At 65.1% G+C, this 17,882-nt stretch carries 18 protein-coding genes; 3 read left to right on the top strand and 15 right to left on the bottom strand.

The window, feature by feature from the left end; genetic code table 11:
* The first annotated feature begins 4 nt into the window (after positions 1-4).
* Positions 5-1,081: a nickel/cobalt efflux transporter gene (locus tag XH91_RS16995; protein WP_128951636.1), complete on the top strand. Its 1,077-nt coding sequence runs from the start codon at positions 5-7 to the stop codon at positions 1,079-1,081.
* A 37-nt stretch (positions 1,082-1,118) separates the two neighbouring features.
* Here XH91_RS16995 and XH91_RS16990 read toward each other — a convergent pair whose 3' ends face one another.
* From XH91_RS16990 to XH91_RS16950, 9 genes are all read right to left on the bottom strand, one after another.
* Positions 1,119-1,901: a CbtA family protein gene (locus XH91_RS16990; protein ID WP_128951635.1), complete on the bottom strand. Its 783-nt coding sequence runs from the start codon at positions 1,899-1,901 to the stop codon at positions 1,119-1,121.
* Positions 1,902-1,906: 5 nt separating this feature from the next.
* A complete protein-coding gene (locus tag XH91_RS16985) occupies positions 1,907-2,113 on the bottom strand; it encodes a CbtB domain-containing protein (RefSeq protein WP_128951634.1) in 207 nt (68 codons plus the stop codon).
* 3 nt (positions 2,114-2,116) lie between these two features.
* Positions 2,117-2,407 carry a hypothetical protein gene (locus XH91_RS16980; RefSeq protein WP_128951633.1) on the bottom strand — a complete coding sequence of 97 codons (291 nt, stop codon included), beginning with the start codon at positions 2,405-2,407 and terminating at the stop codon, positions 2,117-2,119.
* A 75-nt stretch (positions 2,408-2,482) separates the two neighbouring features.
* The gene (locus XH91_RS16975) at positions 2,483-2,704 is read right to left on the bottom strand and encodes a hypothetical protein (protein WP_128951632.1); all 222 of its coding nucleotides are present in this window, start codon (positions 2,702-2,704) and stop codon (positions 2,483-2,485) included.
* A 67-nt stretch (positions 2,705-2,771) separates the two neighbouring features.
* Positions 2,772-3,029 (bottom strand): hypothetical protein, encoded by a 258-nt coding sequence (locus XH91_RS38850; RefSeq protein ID WP_128961616.1) that lies wholly within the window; start codon positions 3,027-3,029, stop codon positions 2,772-2,774.
* A 148-nt stretch (positions 3,030-3,177) separates the two neighbouring features.
* Positions 3,178-4,014, bottom strand: coding sequence for a fumarylacetoacetate hydrolase family protein (locus XH91_RS16965; protein ID WP_128951631.1), 837 nt, complete (start codon positions 4,012-4,014; stop codon positions 3,178-3,180).
* Positions 4,015-4,037: 23 nt separating this feature from the next.
* Positions 4,038-5,366 (bottom strand): MFS transporter, encoded by a 1,329-nt coding sequence (locus tag XH91_RS16960; RefSeq protein ID WP_128951630.1) that lies wholly within the window; start codon positions 5,364-5,366, stop codon positions 4,038-4,040.
* A gap of 34 nt (positions 5,367-5,400) precedes the next feature.
* Positions 5,401-6,972 (bottom strand): bifunctional 3-(3-hydroxy-phenyl)propionate/3-hydroxycinnamic acid hydroxylase, encoded by a 1,572-nt coding sequence (locus tag XH91_RS16955; protein ID WP_245470825.1) that lies wholly within the window; start codon positions 6,970-6,972, stop codon positions 5,401-5,403.
* Positions 6,973-7,013: 41 nt separating this feature from the next.
* On the bottom strand, positions 7,014-7,910 hold the full coding sequence (locus XH91_RS16950) for a VOC family protein (RefSeq protein WP_128951629.1): 897 nt from the start codon (positions 7,908-7,910) through the stop codon (positions 7,014-7,016).
* A 183-nt stretch (positions 7,911-8,093) separates the two neighbouring features.
* Between XH91_RS16950 and XH91_RS16945 the strand changes: the two genes are divergently transcribed.
* Positions 8,094-8,819 (top strand): GntR family transcriptional regulator, encoded by a 726-nt coding sequence (locus tag XH91_RS16945; RefSeq protein ID WP_128951628.1) that lies wholly within the window; start codon positions 8,094-8,096, stop codon positions 8,817-8,819.
* A gap of 22 nt (positions 8,820-8,841) precedes the next feature.
* On the opposite strand, the gene XH91_RS16940 is transcribed toward XH91_RS16945, so the two are convergent.
* The 3 genes from XH91_RS16940 to XH91_RS16935 form a co-directional block, all read right to left on the bottom strand.
* The gene (locus tag XH91_RS16940) at positions 8,842-9,054 is read right to left on the bottom strand and encodes a hypothetical protein (protein WP_128951627.1); all 213 of its coding nucleotides are present in this window, start codon (positions 9,052-9,054) and stop codon (positions 8,842-8,844) included.
* 216 nt (positions 9,055-9,270) lie between these two features.
* Positions 9,271-9,447 (bottom strand): hypothetical protein, encoded by a 177-nt coding sequence (locus tag XH91_RS38845; RefSeq protein ID WP_164933862.1) that lies wholly within the window; start codon positions 9,445-9,447, stop codon positions 9,271-9,273.
* A gap of 106 nt (positions 9,448-9,553) precedes the next feature.
* Positions 9,554-11,290 (bottom strand): adenylate/guanylate cyclase domain-containing protein, encoded by a 1,737-nt coding sequence (locus XH91_RS16935; RefSeq protein ID WP_128951626.1) that lies wholly within the window; start codon positions 11,288-11,290, stop codon positions 9,554-9,556.
* Between the two features lie 326 nt (positions 11,291-11,616).
* On the opposite strand from XH91_RS16935, the gene XH91_RS16930 reads away from it, so the two are divergent.
* Positions 11,617-13,815, top strand: coding sequence for a lytic transglycosylase domain-containing protein (locus tag XH91_RS16930; RefSeq protein ID WP_128951625.1), 2,199 nt, complete (start codon positions 11,617-11,619; stop codon positions 13,813-13,815).
* A gap of 111 nt (positions 13,816-13,926) precedes the next feature.
* On the opposite strand, the gene XH91_RS16925 is transcribed toward XH91_RS16930, so the two are convergent.
* The 3 genes from XH91_RS16925 to lpdA all read right to left on the bottom strand — a co-directional run bounded on the left by XH91_RS16925 (position 13,927) and on the right by lpdA (position 17,776).
* Positions 13,927-14,898, bottom strand: coding sequence for a tripartite tricarboxylate transporter substrate binding protein BugD (locus tag XH91_RS16925; RefSeq protein ID WP_128951624.1), 972 nt, complete (start codon positions 14,896-14,898; stop codon positions 13,927-13,929).
* 86 nt (positions 14,899-14,984) lie between these two features.
* A complete protein-coding gene (locus XH91_RS16920; protein WP_128951623.1) occupies positions 14,985-16,226 on the bottom strand; it encodes a threonine synthase in 1,242 nt (413 codons plus the stop codon).
* A gap of 128 nt (positions 16,227-16,354) precedes the next feature.
* Positions 16,355-17,776 (bottom strand): dihydrolipoyl dehydrogenase, encoded by a 1,422-nt coding sequence (gene lpdA, locus XH91_RS16915; RefSeq protein ID WP_128951622.1) that lies wholly within the window; start codon positions 17,774-17,776, stop codon positions 16,355-16,357.
* Between the last annotated feature and the right edge of the window lie 106 nt (positions 17,777-17,882).

The raw sequence follows: 17,882 nt of genomic DNA, 5'->3' as shown, positions 1-17,882 counted from the left end.
AGAGATGACCGACCTGTCTCACCTGCTCCAACAGAGCAGCGCAAACGCGTGGCTGTTCGTGCCCAGCGCCATCCTTCTGGGCGCGCTGCATGGTCTCGAGCCCGGGCATTCCAAGACGATGATGGCCGCGTTCATCATCGCCGTGCGAGGCACCGTGTTCCAGGCGGTGCTGCTGGGCCTGTCGGCGACCATCTCTCATACCGCTATTGTCTGGGCGGTCGCGCTCACAGGCCTGTATTTCGGCCGGGAATTGTCAGGCGAACGCAGCGAGGCCTGGCTGCAACTGGTCTCCGCCGCGATCATCGTCGGCATCGCCGGCTGGATGGTCTGGCGTACCTGGCGGGACCAGAACCACAATCATGATCATCATCACCACCACGACGAGCCGCAATCCGTCTCGCTCGCCGGCTTCGCTCTGCTGCTGGAGGTGTTCGAAGACGGCGTGCCGCCGCGCTGGCGGATCCGGAGCGAAAAGGACGCGCTTCCCGCTGCCGGCGACATCAGGGTGACCACGATCCGCGAGGACGGCTCGGAGCAGACCTTCGCCTTCGCTGCGCGGGACGGATACCTCGAAAGCGTCGAGGAGATTCCCGAGCCGCACGCGTTCAAGGCCCGCATCACCCTCGCCGGCGCGGCGACCGAACTGCTGTTTGAGGAACACGAGCACGAGCACGATCACGGCCACATCGATCTTGGCGACGAGGACGACGCGCACGCACGCGCCCATGCCGCCGACATCCGCAAGCGCTTTGCGGGGCGCACCGTCACCACGACGCAGATCGTCCTGTTCGGCCTCACCGGCGGGCTGATCCCCTGCCCCGCCGCGATCACGGTGCTACTGCTCTGCCTTCAACTGAAGCAGTTCAGCCTCGGCTTCATCCTGGTGCTGTCCTTCGGCATCGGGCTCGCGATCACCATGGTGTCGGCAGGCGTTCTTGCCGCACTCAGCCTGCGCCACGTCGAGCGCCATTGGGGCGGCTTCAGCCGCTACGCCCACCGCGCGCCCTATGTCTCGGCGGCCTTGATCGTCTTTGTCGGCCTCTATACCGGCTGGACAGGCCTGCACGAATTGATGACGTGACCGACGGACTGACGTCCGCGACGGGTTGCAAGGGTGCTTAAGCGCGCTGCGCCGTGCCGCGATCGAAATGCGCGAACACCGCGCTGGTCAGGCCGCCCAGCAGGGTCCAGAACACCAGGCTCGTCACCGTCGCCGCGGTGACGAACTGGTGCGACAGCGACGACGGCACGTTGGTCTCGACATTGGCAAGTTCCGGCGCGCCGATCAGATGCGGCAGGGTCAGCAGGATCACGCCTGATATCGCCGCCGGCACCGAGGGGCGGAAGACGATCAAAGCGAGCCCTCCCGCCGTCGCCAGCACGGCGGCGAGCCACCAGATCTGCCGCGACAGCAGCGGCGCCGAGGGCACGCCCGGCAGCTCCGGCGGCAGGCCGAGGCCCGGCGCGAGGGTGAAGACGGCAAAGCCCGCCAGGCCCCAGAGCAGGCCCTCGTGCCAGGACACGCTCGCCCCGGTCGCGCCGCCGCGCACGACGAAGAAGCCGGCCAGAAGCAGCGCGAAGCCGATCGCGGTCAGCACGTTGGCGGCGGCGGTGTAGGCGTTGCGCTCGAAACCGTCGCGCGGCTCCCAGGCGCCGCCATGATCGTGGTCGCCGGCGCCATGATCATGGTCGCCGTGATCGTGAGCGGCATGGTCATGCCCCGCCGCGGCCGGCTGCGGGGTGGCCGGCGCCTCGTGCTGATGCGCTTCCGCCGCCTTCTCGAAGACCTCGGCCTTCAGGATCAGGGGGACGGTGCCGAACTGCTGAACGACGGTAACGAGGAGACCGACGACGAAACCCGAGATGACCGACGCGAAGACGATCGCGCGAAACGTGCTCATGCCTTCTAGTGGCAGGGGAACGCGTTCGAATGGCGCACGTCGTGGGCGGCGTTGTGGACGACGTCGATATGGGAGAAGCCGACCATGCCGATGACGAACACGCCGAGCACCATGGCCATCAGAGCCTGCGACAGCCGTCCCACCTGCCCTGCGGCGACCGGAAGCGCGATCTGGGCCGAGGTCTGGGCGCTGGCGAGCTGGGACTGGCTCATGGTCTATTCTCCATTGGCGATTTGCGCGTCTTCTAGCAGCTTCCGGGCGATGTCGCGACTGGTAAGATGCAGGCTTGTCCCGGGCAAAATGTCCCTGCGGGCGATCTTGGCGTCCGCGGCCGCGCGAAAGGCGGGCTCGAACCGGCGGAAATAGCCGAGGCAGGCCTCGGGCGTCGGCTCCGCGCCGAGCAATGTCCGGAAGGCGCCCCGGTGCACGGCGCAGATCGCGCCATGTCCGGCGACGGCAAACACCAGCGAGGCGATATCGTCGCGCCAATGAACCTCTTTGCTCAAGCTGTCGCGCACCCCATGATCACCACGCTCATGGCGATGATCCTAGCACAGCCAGCGATCGATTGCCTCGGGCCCTCAGGCCGGCGCGCGCCCGGAGCGCGTCTTGATCATCGCGCGCTCGCCCGCATCGACAAGCTGTCCGATGCCGGTGCGGCCCGTCAGCGCGCAGCGGATGATGTTTTCGGCAACGGAGCGACGGAAGTGATGGTCCTCACCCGCCGGACGATGGCGGCAGACCCGGTCCAGCGCCAACTTCATGTTGATCCGTGTGCGGGTGTCGAAATGTTCGCTGATCATGCGCCCGGTCTCAATGGGTTGCTGTCAGGCAGAAACGCCCGACGCCGGGCCCGGTTCCGCAAGCTGGCTAGGCTCGCCCTCTGAGGCGCTGGGCCTGAGCCCAGGCCGTGGCGACGCCACTCGGCGGAGCGTCGATCCGCTTGATGGGCGTGAGCTCGCCGGAGGCGGAGATGATGGCGGTTTCCTCGCGGCGACAGCGCGGGCACACGAAGCTGACTTCGTGCGGCTGCGCCGACCAGCTCGAACGTTTGACATTGGCCGCCATCGGCCATGCCTCGCAATGCGAGCATGACACCAGAAACCGACCGGGATCGAGCATACCCATTCCTAAGGACTCCGCGTCCTGCCGCCCTCTTCTAATGATTAACCCATGTGAATCGTTCCGGTGCGGAGGCACCGTCGCCGTCCAACGGTTCCCTGCTCGCGGCGACATCCGCGCCGGCGTTCCATGACAACAGGCTCACGCAGAGCGATCAGGCTTCGTCGGCAATCCCATTGCGAAGCAGCCCGACCTTGTCGATCTCGACCTCGACGACATCGCCGGCTTTCATCCACAGCGGCGGGGTACGCCGCGAGCCGACGCCGCCCGGCGTGCCAGTGGCGATGACGTCGCCCGGTTCGAGCCGGGTGAACTGCGAGCAATATTCGATCTGGCGCGGGATATCGAAGATCATCTGGTCGATGGTCGTGTCCTGCACGACCTCGCCGTTGAGTCGGGTCTGCAAACGCAGCGGACCGACATTGCCGACCTCGTCGGGCGTGACCAGATACGGGCCGAAGCCACCGGTCGATGGAAAATTCTTGCCCGGCGTGAACTGGTGGGTGTGGCGCTGATAGTCGCGCACGCTGCCCTCGTTGTAGCAGGCGTAGCCAGCGATGTGGCCCCACGCCTCGCTCTTCTTGATGTAGCGGCCGGGTTTGCCGATGATGATCGCGAGCTCGCCCTCGAAGTCGAGATGGGTCGAGACCTTCGGGCGGATGATGTCGGTGAGATGGCCGGTCTGGCTGTTGGCGAAGCGCCCGAACACGGTGGGATTCTCGACCTCGGAGCGGCCGGTCTCCTTGCGGTGGTTCTCATAGTTCAGGCCGATGCAGAGGATCTTGTCAGGGTTCGGGATCACCGGCAGGAATTTGATCTTCGCCAGCGGATGGCGTTTTGTGCCGGCGGCGGACTTGGCTGCCTCGGCCAGGCCGCCAGCCGCGATCGCCGATTTCAAGTCGGGGTAGCGGCCGCCGAGATCTGCCACGCTGTCGCCCTCCACCAGGCCCCAGGAGGCGGCATTGTCGATTTCAAAGCTTGCGAACTTCATGTGGTGTCCTTGAGATGGGCCGATCAGGTCGACGTGGCGGGAAGGATGGTAGCTGAAGATGATGGCGATGAGGTCTTCGCAAAACGCGCGATGGTCCGCTCCGGGAAGATGAGTGCAAACGCGGCAACTGCACCGATGATGAGAACGCCGGCAGTGAATGTCATGGCGTGAGCAAAGCCGAGCGCGCTGTTGCTGCCCGCCGCGCCCACGATCCATCCGGTCAGCGCATTCGAAAACAGGGCCGACGCCGCATTGCCCGAATAGATCACGACGATCAGCCGGCCGCGCTGGGCCGCCGGCGCGACGGCGCCGAGCGCCACCGGGCCGAAGATCGTGGTCAGGCTTGGCGCGGCGAAGGCGATCGCCACGCAGGCGAGCTGGAGCGCGCCCGAAGTGACGATGCTGAGCAGCAACGCACAGCCCGCGATCAGCAGCGCCAGTCCCGAGGCGTTGCCGAGACACGCGCGCAGGCTCCAGCCCCGACGCTGAAGGACTTGCGTGACCCAGGAGCCGCTGAGCAGCAGCGGCGACTGGAACAGGTAGATGGCCGAAATGATCCAGCCGACATCGGTCGGCTTGTAGCCGAGTCCAAGCTGGAGGAATGGCGGCAGCCATGTCGCGGAGATGCCGACGATCCAGTACGACATGGTCGACATGATGATGACGCCGATCACCGTCGGATCGCACCACAGCACCCGCGCCGGCACGTTCGGCGAGGCCGCAGGCGAATCCTGGCTTGCGCTCGCCGCCGCGTAGGGTCCCTCGCCGCCAATGACGCTCCAGGCAATCATCCAGGCGATGCCGAGCAGGCCGCAGACCAGAAAGCCCGTGCGCCAGCCGTGACCGAGGATCACATAGGTCAGCAGGGGGCCGCCGGCCAAGAGTCCGATGCTGATGCCCTGCAGGACCACCGCGCTCGGGACGCTACGCTTGTCGGCCGGAAACCAGTTGTAGCAGGCGTGCAAGGCCGTCGGCAGGCCGGGCCCCTCGCCCGCGCCGAGCAGGATTCGGCAGACGACCAGCACCATGACGGAGCTCGAGAAGAACACCGGAAGCTGCGTCGCCGACCAGATAGCCGCGAGCAGCATCAAGATCCACTTCACGGGAAAGCGGCCGACGACAAACAGTCCGACCGCCATCCCCGAGAGCGAGAACAGCAGAAAGAAGCTGCTGCCAATCAGGCCGAATTCCTTCGGGCTGAGAGAGAGCTCCTTCATCATCGGCACCGCCGAGAGGCCGAACACCAGCTTGTCGAAGAAATTGATGGTCTGGAACAGAAACAACATGACGAGAACCGCGTAGGCGCGCGCAGGCACCGTGGGTCCCGTCGTCAAGCTCTCCGGTGATGGCATGATTTCCCCCTGTTGCATTTTGTCGTTGTTGTTTTCATTGAAGTCGCGCCGCGAGATCGGACAGCATCGCCGCCAGGCCAGCTTCGTCTGCCGCAACGCCGTAGACGTAATGATCGGGGCGTATGATCGCGGCCGCACAGGCCTGGCGCACGAACCAGTCCGTCACCACGCCGCTTTCCTCTCGCAGCAGGTCCGGCCTCGCATCGTGGTCCGCCCTCGCGAGGGCGATCAGGCGCAAGCCCATCTCCGCAGCGCGTGCCGCGATCGCGCATGACCGTGCCATGGCGCTGTCGCCACTCAGCACGAGCCGCCAACCGGCGCCGCACGCCGCATCGAGCAACTGCCGGCCGCCTGAGGTCAGTATCCAAGGCTGGGGAAACAGCGTGCCGTTGGCGGCATGCGGCACCTCGGCGCGCAGGCCGCAGCTGAGCGACGGCACGATCTCCTGACGGGTGATGGTGCGCGGCACGCCGCCGCCTTCGGCGAGAATGCGCAGATCGCGTGCGGCGGCGGCCTCCGGATCGCGCTCGCAGATGACGTGGCCAATCGCCTTGATGCGCGTCGTCAGCTCGCGGACGTGAGCGCTACGTTCCTCCTGATAGGTATCGAGCAGCGCCGCGCCTGACTCTCCGCCTAACACGCACGCAAGCTTCCACACCAGATTGGCGACGTCGCGAACGCCCTGGCACATGCCCTGTCCGATGAATGGTGGCTGCTGGTGGGCGGCGTCTCCGGCGAGGAAGACGCGCCCCTCGCGCCATTTGCTGGCGACGAGGGCATGAAAGCGATAGCTCGCCGCCCGCCACAGCGTCGCATCGTCAGGCGTGAGCCAGCGCGTCAGCAGCCGCCAGACCTGCTCGGGCTGCTCCATCGCGCGCGGATCCTCATCCGGCAGCAGCATGATCTCGAAGCGCCGATGCGAGCCGGGTCCGACGATATAGGTGGTCGGCCGCGCAGGATCGCAGAACTGTGCTGCCGTGCGCGGCAGCTTTGCGATCCCCGCCTCGTTGACACGGAGGTCGACCACCAGCCAGGGCTCATCGAAGACGAGATCGTCAAAGCCGATACCGAGTTGGCGGCGAACGGTGCTCGACGCACCGTCGCAAGCTATCACATAGTCCGCGGTGACGTTGCGCGTGCCGCCGTCGCCGTAGAGCTCGAGCGTGACGCCCTCAGGCGTCTGCTCGAGCCGCCGGAGCTCGGTGCCGAGTTCGATGACCACCGAGGGATAGGATCGCGCATGCGCGCGCAAGATCTCCTCGACCGGCGGCTGGGTGAACACCATGGTCGGGGTGTAACCGAGGGGATATGGCTCGCTCACCATGTCGATGCGCCGGATCAACTGGCCGCGCGCGCCGAAATGCTCCGACGCGGGAAACGGTGCGATATGCGGAGCGAGTTGCCCGGCAATGCCGAGATTGTCGAACAGGCGCAGGATCTCATGATCGAGCGCGATCGCGCGCGGCTTGTCGTAGACTACACGGTCACGGTCGACAGCCAGGGTCCGGATACCTTGCGCGCCCAGCAGGTTGGCCGCGACCGCGCCTGACGGGCCGAAGCCGACGACGGCAACCTGGTACTCGTTCGCGCTGATCGAACCGGACACTGACCTCGATACCTCGTTTGCGTGGTGACGGATCGTCGCGGTCACGGTGCGGCGTAGCGGACGGACAGTTGCGCGGATTTGACGTGGTCAGCCTTGGGCGGCGCGATGCCCCATTGATCGGTACGGCCCGGCGGCCAGACCCACTGATCCGGACCACGTACGACATAGCTATCGTCCACCTGGAGCACCTCGGCGGTGTATTCGATCACCGTCCCCACGGGATCGATGAAGTAGGCGAAGACGTTGTCACCGGGGCCATGGCGGCCGACGCCCCAGGCAATCGGAAAGCCCGCGTCGATCATCCGCCCCGAGCCGCGCATCACCGCCTCCAGGCTCGGCATCAGGAAGGCAACGTGATTGAGTCCGTTGACTTTGGCGTCGGCGATCACGACCGCATGGTGATCGCTGTTGCAGCGGACGAACGCCATCGCCTTTGAGCGATCCGTGAGCTGAAAACCGAGCGCTCGCTCGTAGAAGGCGGCGGAGCGATCGACATCCGTGCTGTTGAGATTGACGTGGGCCAGCCGCTCGGGCCGGTCGCTTGGCAGTCGCTCCGGCGCGTGACTGATGTCGCCGCGAACGAAACGCAGGATGCCGCCTTCCGGCGCGCGAATGGCCATCACCACACCGCCATCGGGCGCGTCGTTGGGCGCGGGTTCGCGGATCAGCCGGGCGCCTTCGGCAACCGCATTGGCAGCTACGGACGCAAGATCATCGGCGCTCGCCACGCGAAACGTCACGGAGCCAAGCTCCGGCAGCTCGCTCTGATAGAGGGCCAGGACATGATGGTCGCTGCCGGTCGCGCGGAGATAAACGACGCCGGCCGCCCATGTGACGAGCGAAAGGCCCCAGACGTCGCAATAGAACCTCACGGAGCGATCCAGATCCGGCGTGCCGAGATCGACGCTGCGCAGCGCTGTCACCGGAAACCGGGGCATGAACGCACTCCTCCATTAGGCGCCACTGTCCGCGCCAACCGGGCGTGGCTGTCTTCGTCGCGGCCGCCCCTTCACGACCGGCAAACCCTTTTATTACACAAAATCAACGATGCAACAGAAATTTATACATTTTATGAAATCGTGATCAGATGTATATGCTGATGAACCATGGCTAGGTGAACAATGGAGGCTGAAGCGGTGGAATTGACTTCGGCGCCCGTCTTGCCAGCGCCATCGACGCAGGCGAGCCATGTCTATGACCGGCTGCGCGAGGATCTGTTGTCCGGACGCCTCGCCCCGTCCCGCAAGCTGCAAATGCGGTTTCTGACGGAGACCTACCAGACCGGCCAAACGCCGCTGCGCGAGGCGCTGAACCGGCTGACAGCCGACGGGCTGGTCGAGGTCCGCGAGCAGCGCGGCTTCTACGTCAAGGACGTCAGCCGCGCGGAGCTTGCCGAGCTGACCAAGACGCGCTGCTGGGTCGAGGCGCTGGCGCTACGCGAGTCCATGGCAGCATCGACGCCGGCCTGGGAGGAACAGCTTGTCCTCGCACAGCATCGGCTGAGCCGCGTGCCGCGTTCGCTGAGCGCCACTGCGTTCGAGGACAATCCCGAATGGGAGAAGCTACACCGCGTCTACCATCGCACCCTGATCGGCCAATGCGGCTCACAATCGCTGATCGCATTCTGCGGCCAGTTGGCCGACCAACTCTATCGCTACCGGCGACTGTCGATCAGCAAGGCCTTTCCTTCGCGCCATGTTGGCGACGAGCACGCGGCGATCATGGAGGCCGTGCTGAGTGGCGATTCCGATTTGGCGGTGAAGCTTCTCGCGGCGCACTATCAGCGAACGGCCGACGTCATCCTTCAGGACGAGGCCATTTTTCCGGAGCTGCGGCGCGAGCGCTGAGCGGCGGCAGCGCCCCACCTCCTCATCGCGCACCGTGAAGCGTGCAGGCGGTCGAGCAGGTGACGGTATTGCCGTGATCGCACGCCTTGCAGGCGGCAACGCACTGGTTCATGTCCCGAGGATTGTAGGAGGTGTAGCTGCGCATCGGGCAGAGCGGGGTCGAGCCAGTGACGTCCTGCTCCTGGTTGCAGGCTGCCGTCAAAAGCGCAAACATGGCGACCGCAAGCAGACGCATGGGATGTCAACCATCGAGGAGTGACGTTCGCGGGCAACGTTGCACGACAACCTTGCCCCCAGGCATTCCCATCGCCGGGAACCGCAACGCGCGAATCCCCAGACCCCAACGAGGATGCGTCTCAAGTGTTAAGAACGGATTGCCAGCGCGCGACGCCTCGTAAAGACACGGATGCAGAACCATCGTGCCTTGTCCTTGGAGGCGCCCCGGCCGACGTCAGGCAGCGGCCCTGGTCGCGATCGCCTGGCGCATGTCCACCGCGAGCTGACGGTACTGCTCCGAAAGCTTCAGGTAGAATTCGCGCTTGTTGCTGTCGGTCGCGAGCTTGGCAATCAGCTCGCATTCGGCGGTGAGCGTCTCGAAGCGCTCCAGCCTGTCCTCAAGCTCTGTCATCGGCGTGTCCCCATTAAACGCCTCAGGGACAGCAAACCTAAGCCCGGAAAATGGGTCACGGCCAACATCGTTATGAGGTAGAATCAATTATTCCCGGCGCGGACGGCTATTTGCTGTCCATGCGCCAGGCACCGTCCCAACCGGCCGCCGGCGGCGCGATCTCGAACTGCGCGATGCGCGCAAGCATGGCTTGCGACGGGCCGTCGCCGGGGATGCTCTCCAGCGCCGCATTGAATGCGGTGCGGGCCTCGGTGAAACGGCATGCGCGATAGGTGACCAGCCCCTCGGCGTAGTGCGCGCGCAGCCCCTCCTGCGACGCGGTGAGCGCGCCTGCCCGGCCCATCACCTCGTACACCGGCTGCGGCACGCTCTGGCCGACCACCGCGAGGCAGTCGATCTCGCGCAATTCGAGCCGCGACCCAATCGCCTCGGCGGTCGCCTGCGAGATCAGGATTCGGGTACCGTAGACCTTGTTCGCGGCCTCAAGGCGCGAGGCGAGATTCACCGCGTCGCCCATCACCGTGAAGCTCATCATCAGCTCGGAGCCGATGCTGCCGGTCAGGACCTCGCCGGTGGCGATGCCGATGCGCAGGTCGCAGGCGACCGGCATGGCCCGGATGCCGAGCAGGTCGGGCAGCTGTTTCTGGAGCGCAGGCACCTGCTCGGCCATCTCAACGGCGGACAGGCCTGCAAGCAGCGCCTGCTCATCTTCCTCGATGAAGGGCGGGCCCCAATAGCACATGATGGCGTCGCCGATATATTTGTCGATCACGCCGCGGTTGTTGCGGATCGGGGCGGACATCACAGTGAAATAGTGGTTCATGACCTTGACGAGTCCGCGCGGGGTCATGCCCTCGCTCATCGAGGTGAAGCCGCTCATGTCGGAGAACATGATGGTCATCACCCGGCGTTGGCCGTCGATGGCGACCTCCGGCCGATCGATCAGGCCCTGCACCACCTTGGGATCGATGTAACGGCCAAAGGTTTCACGGATCCGCTCGTTCTGACGCAACTGCTCGATCATACGGTTGAAAGCGGCGGCGAGTTCGCCGATCTCGTCCTGGGTCGAGACGGTGATGCTCTTGTCGAAGCGGCCGGCCTCGACCTCGCGGGCACCGGCGAGCAGCAGCCGCACCGGGCGGGTGATGCCGCCGGAAACAAGCAGCGCAAATGCAAATCCGACGACCGCAGCAAGCAGCGTCACGAGGCCGGAGATGATGATCGCCTGCCGCTGATGGCCGACCACCGTCGACGTGCTCGCGTAGACCTGCTTGAGCATGTCGGCGCGGATCGCATCGATCCGCTGGTTGAACTGATCGCGCAGCGCATCGATGTGCTCCAGCGTGCTGCGTGCCTCGGGCATTTGCCTGGCGTCGATCTGCCTGAGGAGCTTGGCGTGGTCCTCGTTCATGCCCTGGCGCAGCTCGGTCACGGCGGTCTCGATGCGCGTATCGATCCGCGCCAGCGTGGCATTGTCCGACGGCGTCCTGGGATCCTCGATGATCGCGTTGATGAGCTTTTGCGCGCCCGACGTCTCTTCCTCGATCTTGCGGTCGGCCTCCTCGAATTCCTTCAGGCGCGCCGCATAGGCCTCCTCGTCCGAGGAGTCCTGCATCTTCATCATCACCATCCGCCGCAGTGCCACCGACCGCTCCAGCGAGCGGATATTGGCGCGCGCCAGATCGCCATAGGCCGGGATGTAGCGGTTGGTCAGCTCGTCCAGGAGAATCCCGACCTGGCTCGACATCACCATCGACAGGACCGAGGTGATCAGCATTAGGACGATCAATCCGAGGGCGATGCCGACGATCTTGCGCCGGATCGACTGGTTGAAAAGTGGCATGAGATGCGGGCAAAGGCTGAAGAAGGGACCTAGGGAACTTCAATACACCGGATTTTCGCCGGGGAACACGCGCAATCGGGCCGCTTTGGCGCTCGCAGCCGCCCGCAACCGTCGCGCGAGGCCCGTTCGTTAATAAAGGTTAAAGGAGCAGCCCTTTCGGTCAATTCGGCGGTTCCGGGAGCTCCAATCCGTATTTTGCCGCATTGTTGAACGAGCGTGAGGGATGCGAAACGATGTCATGGCATCGTTTTGGTGTCGTTCTTGATTCTCAAGCCGCATGTCGTCGCGGACCTTGGTTTGTAGTGGTTTCGCAGGGGGACCATCGAATGAACCAGTGCCTACGCTCGCTCGCGTGTGTCGTTGCCGTGGCCGCTTTGGCCCTCCTTCCCACCGAGTTGGCAGCGAAGAGCAGTCACAAATCATCCGCGTCAAAGAAAACGCATGAAGCAAAGGCCGGCGGCAAATCCGCCGGCAAGCAGCGGCACGCTGCATCCGGCAAGCACGGCAAACACGCCGAGGCCAGGCGCAAGTCGAAGAAGCAGGACGAGGAGCCCGCGGACAAGCCCGCGCCGCCGGCGCTGACCGGCGACCTCGCCGCGCTGAAAGACGCGATCGACCTCGCGCGCAAGGGCAAGACCGACGATGCGACCGCGGCACGCGACCGCATTGCCGATCCCGCCGGGCAAAAGCTCGCCGACTGGTTCATGCTGCGCCATTCCGAGAGCACCGCGCCTTTCAAGCGCTACGCCGCCTTCCTCGCCGCCAATCCGGATTGGCCGAGTGCCACGCTGCTGCGCAAACGCGCCGAGGCACGACTGTGGCAGGAGAAGAGCGATGCGGCCACCGTCCATGCTTTCACGATGGACCGGCCGATCAGCGCCAAGGGCAATTTTGCGCTGGCCCGCGTGCTTATCGCCGAGGGCGACAGCGACAGGGCGAAGCGTCTCGTGCGCGAGGCCTGGCGCTCGGAAGAACTTTCCGAACGCAGCGAGGAAGATTCCTTCGACGCGTTCCACGAGATGTTGCGGCCCGAGGATCATCGTGCCCGGATGGACAAGCGCCTCGGCGCCAAGGACTATGCCGGCGCGAGGCGCGCCGCAAAACGCCTCGGCGAGGACGCACTCGCGATCGTCAAGGCCTGCGCTGCCGTCAACGGCAAGGAGAACAAGGCCAAGGATTATCTCGAGGACGTGCCTCAAGACGCACGCCGCGACCTCGGCTATGTGCTGTGCCGCGCCCAATGGCACCTCCAGAAGGATCACATCGACGATGCAGCCGATGTGATCCTGGCTGCTGCGCCCGACACGATGGCAGCGCAGGACACCGACGCATGGTGGCGCGAGCGCCGTCTGCTCGCGCGAAAGCTGCTCGACCAGGACAAATTCCAGACCGCCTATGATGTGGTGCGCGCGGCCGCGGTGCCGGCGATGGAGGTCTACCGCGTCGACTATCACTTCATGTGCGGCTGGATCGCGCTGCGCTATCTCGACGATCCCAAAACCGCGATGATGCATTTCGCGGCGATCGACGAAGGCTCGGCCAATCCGATCGCGCTGTCGCGGGGATATTACTGGCGCGGCCGCGCGGCCGAAGCGTTGGGCGCAACCACCGATGCGCAAGCGAGCTACAAGGCGGCCGCGCGCTATCCGACCGCCTATTACGGCCAGCTCGCCCGTGCGCGTCTCGGCCTCGAGGGGCTAGAGTTGCGCGCGCCCTCGCCCGTGCTGGCCGCAGCCAATACGCCGGCGGCTGATGAGCGCGTGCGCGCCGCCGACATGCTCTATGCCATCGGCGAACGTGATACGGTGTTCTACTACGCCGAGGACTTCGCCCGAGAGAGCACCGACGCCGCCGCGCTCGCGGGCCTTGGCGAGCTCGCCGGCCAGCGTAACGACGCCCGCGTGATGCTGGAGGTCGGCAAGTCGGCGCTGGCCCACGGCCTCGCGCTCGACCACTACGCCTTCCCGACCATCGGCATCCCCGAGCACAAGCAGGTCGCGCCCGCGATCGACACCAGCGTGATCTATTCGGTGGCGCGCACCGAGAGCTCGTTCAACCAGCGCGACAAGTCGTCCGCCAATGCCGTCGGCCTGATGCAGGTGACGCCGGAAGCGGGCCGGGACACCGCCAAGCGCTTCGGCGTCACCTATGACTGGGACAAGATGGTCTCCGACCCCGTCTACAACACGCAGATGGGCGCCGCCGAGCTCAGCGCGCTGCTGTCGGAATATCGCGGCAACCAAATCATGACCTTCGCCGGCTATAATGCCGGCCGCGGCCGCGTGCGCGAGTGGGTGCAGGCGCACGGTGATCCCCGAGATCCCAAGATCGACCCGGTCGACTGGGTCGAGCGCATCCCGCTCTCGGAGACACGCAACTACGTCCAGCGCGTGATGGAGAACGTGCTGGTCTACCGCGCGCGCTTCGAAGACAGCGGCGCGGTCGCCGGCAAGTCCGACCAGCGCGTGGTGACGCAGGATGCGACCGCCAAGGCGGTGCCGGTGGGGTTTAGGGAAGCGCAGTGACAATCAGCTTCGTAGGGTGGATTAGCGAAGCGTAATCCACCTCTTCTGTCTCCGCGGATGGAGACAGTGGCGGATTACGCCTGCGGCTAATCCGCCCTACGAACATGCCTCTCACTCCACCGAGATCTTCGCCGCCTTGATGATGGGCCACCATTTCGCGATTTCGGCTTTCTGCCGCGCGCCAAGCGCTTCCGGGGTGAGTTGATCCTTGGGCGTCATCTCCAGGCCCTGGCTTTCGAGCTGCTTCCTCACGGCGGGATCGTTCAGCGCTTCCACGGCGGCGGCATTGAGCTTGGCGACGATTTCCTTCGGCGTGCCCTTCGGCACCCACAGGCCCGACCACAGCGTCATGTTGAAGCCCTTCAGGCCCGCTTCTTCCGCGGTCGGGATGTCAGGCGCCGAGGCGAGGCGCTTGTCGTCGGTGATGGCGTAGGCGCGGATGGTTCCGGCGCGGACCTGGTTGATGGAATTGGAGGTCTGGTCGACGATGATGTCGATCTGTCCGGCGATCAGATCGTTCAGCGCCGGCGCCGTGCCGCGATACGGCACATATTGCAGCTTGATGCCGGAGACGCTCTCGAAATAGACGCCGGCGATGTGGCTGCCGGAGCCTGCGCCGGCCGTGCCCGCCGTCGGCGGCGTCGGCCGCGACTTCAGCCACTCCAGCAGCTCCTTCAGCGAGGTCGCCGGCACGGCGTTCTTGCTGACCACGATCATCGGATTGCTCGGCAGCAGCACCACCGGCTCGAGATCGGTGACGAGATCGTAATTGAGCTTGTAGACGGCGCCGTTGGCGACATGGGTGCCGAGATGGCCGAACGAGATGGTGTAGCCATCGGGCGGCGAGTGGACGGCGCGCCCCACCCCGATCGAGCCGCCGGCGCCGGTGACGTTCTCGATCACCAGCGCCTGGCCGAGCGACTGGCGCATCCGCTCGGCTAGCACGCGCGCCATTGCGTCCGACGGGCCACCGGCGGCGAAGGGAACGATGATGGTGATGGGATGCGACGGATAATCATCGGCGCGCGCGACGCCGGTGAGAGCGAGAATGCCGATCAGCCCAGCCCAAATGGCCTTCTTCATTGTTGTCTCCCGACGATATCGTTCTTGTTCTTGTCTCTTCCCGCGTACGGGAAGAGCGGTCGTTCGTGAAGAGACGAAATGACGCGCTAGAACTGCGCGTAATCGATCGGCTTGTGGCGATCGAGGGTGCGGGTGACGGGCGGCAACGGGTATTTCAGGCCGGTGGCGCAGTTGAACAGCATGACGCGGTCGGACTTGCTGACGCGGCCGTCGGCAAGGCTGTCCTTGTAGGCGGCGTAAGTCGCGGCGCCCTCGGGACACAGCAAGAGCCCCTCCTCACGCGCGACCTCGTTGAGCGCCGACGAGATCTTGTCGTCGTCGACCGCGATGGCAAAGCCCTTGCTCTCGCGCACCGCGCGCAGAATGAGAAAATCGCCGATCGCCTGCGGCACGCGAATGCCCGAGGCGATGGTGTGGGCATCCTCCCAGCGCGTGGCGTGCTCGGTGCCGGCATCATAGGCCCGCACCATCGGCGCGCAGCCCGAGGCCTGCACGGCCACCATGCGCGGGCGCTTGCTACCGATGAAGCCGATCTTTTCCAGCTCGTCGAACGCCTTCCACATGCCGATCAGACCGGTGCCGCCGCCGGTCGGATAGAAGATCACGTCGGGCACGTCCCAGCCGAGCTGCTCTGCGAGCTCGAGGCCCATCGTCTTCTTGCCCTCGATGCGGTACGGCTCCTTCAGCGTCGAGGTGTCGAACCAGCCGACCTTGGCCTTGCCCTCTCCGACGATCTTGCCGCAATCGTCGATATAGCCGTTGACGCGGTAGACGGTCGCGCCCTGCAGCTCGATCTCGCTGACATTCACCTCGGGCGTATCGGCCGGGCAGAAAATCGTGGTCTTGATGCCGCAGGAGGTCGCGTAGGCCGCCAGCGCCGCGCCGGCATTGCCGTTGGTCGGCATCGCCATGTGCTTGATGCCGAGCGCCTTGCCCATCGACACCGCCATGACGAGACCGCGCGCCTTGAACGAGCCGGTCGGCAGCCGTCCCTCGTCCTTGACGATGATCTCGCCGCCGCCGAGCTTCTTGCCGAGCTTGGGCAGCCGGATCAGCGGCGTCGTGACTTCGCCGAGCGAGACGATGTCCTTGCATTTGCGCACCGGCAGCAGTTCGCGATAGCGCCACATGTCGCCGGGACGTTGGGCCAGCGCATCCTTGGTCAGCGCCTTCTTCACCCCGGCGAGATCGTAGCGCACCAGCAGCGGCTTACCCGCCTTGGAGAGATTGTGGACCTGGTCGGCGGCGTAATGATCGCCCTCCATGGCGCATTCGAGATGCGTGACGAAGGTCGGGCGCTCGATGGTCAGGTTGTCGTTGTCGTGCATGGGCTTATTTCCTTCTTATTTTGCAAACGGCTCTCTCTGCTCGTCATTGGGAGCGCAGCGAAGCAATCCAGAGTCTTTCCGCAGAGGCAGCCTGGATTGCTTCGCTTCGCTCGCAATGACGGCCGCTATCAGATGTTCAAGACGCGCCCATACGCATCCAGCACGGCTTCCTTCATCATCTCCGACAGGGTCGGATGCGGGAACACGGTGTGCATCAGCTCTTCTTCCGTCGTCTCCAGGTTCATGGCGACGACGTAGCCCTGGATCAGCTCGGTGACCTCGGCGCCGACCATGTGGGCGCCGAGCAGCTGGCCGGTCTTCTTGTCGAAGATCACCTTGACCAGGCCCTGGTCCTCGCCGAGCGCAATCGCCTTGCCGTTACCGACGAAGGGGAAGCGGCCGACGCGAATCTCGCGGCCGCCCTCCTTGGCCTTGGCTTCGGTCAGGCCGACCGAGGCGACCTGCGGTTGGCAATAGGTGCAGCCCGGGATCATCAGCTTGTCCATGGGATGCGGATGCAGGCCCTTGATCGCCTCGATGCAGATCACGCCCTCGTGCTCGGCCTTGTGGGCGAGCATCGGGGGACCGGCAACGTCGCCGATGGCGTAGATGCCGGGGATATTGGTCTTGCCGTAGCCGTCGATCACGATGCAGCCGCGGTCGGTTTTGACGCCGAGCTTTTCGAGGCCGAGATTTTCGATATTGCCGACCACGCCGACGGCCGAGATCACCCGCTCGAATTCCGATGTGACCGGCTTGCCCTTGCCGTCGTCGATGGTGGCAACGACGCTGTCGGCCTTCTTCTCGAGCTTGGTCACCTTGGTCGAGGACATGATCTTGATGCCCTGCTTCTCGAGCCGCTTGCGCGCAAGGCCGGCAATCTCGGCGTCCTCGACGGGGAGGATCTGCGGCAGCACCTCGACGACGGTGACGTCGGAGCCCATGGTGTGGAAGAACGAAGCGAACTCGATGCCGATCGCGCCGGAGCCGACCACCAGCAGCGACTTCGGCATCCGCTCCGGCACCATCGCTTCAAAATAGGTCCAGATCAGCTTCTTGTCGGGCTCGAGGCCCGGCAGCACGCGCGGCCGCGCGCCGGTGGCGACGATGATGTGTTTTGCCTGGTAGGTCCCCTCGCCCAGCGAGCCCTTCGGGCCCTCGACGTCGGACTTCTTCACCGTGATCTTGCCGGGCGCGTCGATCGAGGCCGCGCCCCAGATGACGCTGACCTTGTTCTTCTTCATCAGGAAGCCGACGCCGTCATTCAGCCGCTTGGAGACGCCGCGCGAGCGCTGCACCACGGCCTTCGGATCGAACGAGACCTTCTCTGCCGACAGGCCGTAGTCCTTGGCGTGCTGCATGTAGTGATAGATCTCGGCGGAGCGTAACAGCGCTTTCGTCGGGATGCAGCCCCAGTTCAGGCAGATGCCGCCGAGATAGGACTTCTCGACGATCGCGGTCTTGAAGCCGAGTTGGGCGGCGCGGATCGCAGTGACGTAGCCGCCCGGACCGGAGCCGATGATGATGACGTCGAAGGATGTGTCGGCCATTGCGGCTCCCATTCAACTGGACTTCGTAGGGTGGGCAAAGCGAAGCGTGCCCACCGCCTTCCAACACCATGAAAGGTGGGCACGGCGCGCTGCGCCTTTGCCCACC

The sequence above is a fragment of the Bradyrhizobium guangzhouense genome (genome assembly GCF_004114955.1).
Lineage (GTDB): Bacteria > Pseudomonadota > Alphaproteobacteria > Rhizobiales > Xanthobacteraceae > Bradyrhizobium > Bradyrhizobium guangzhouense.
This window is presented reverse-complemented; position numbering and strand designations above follow the sequence as displayed.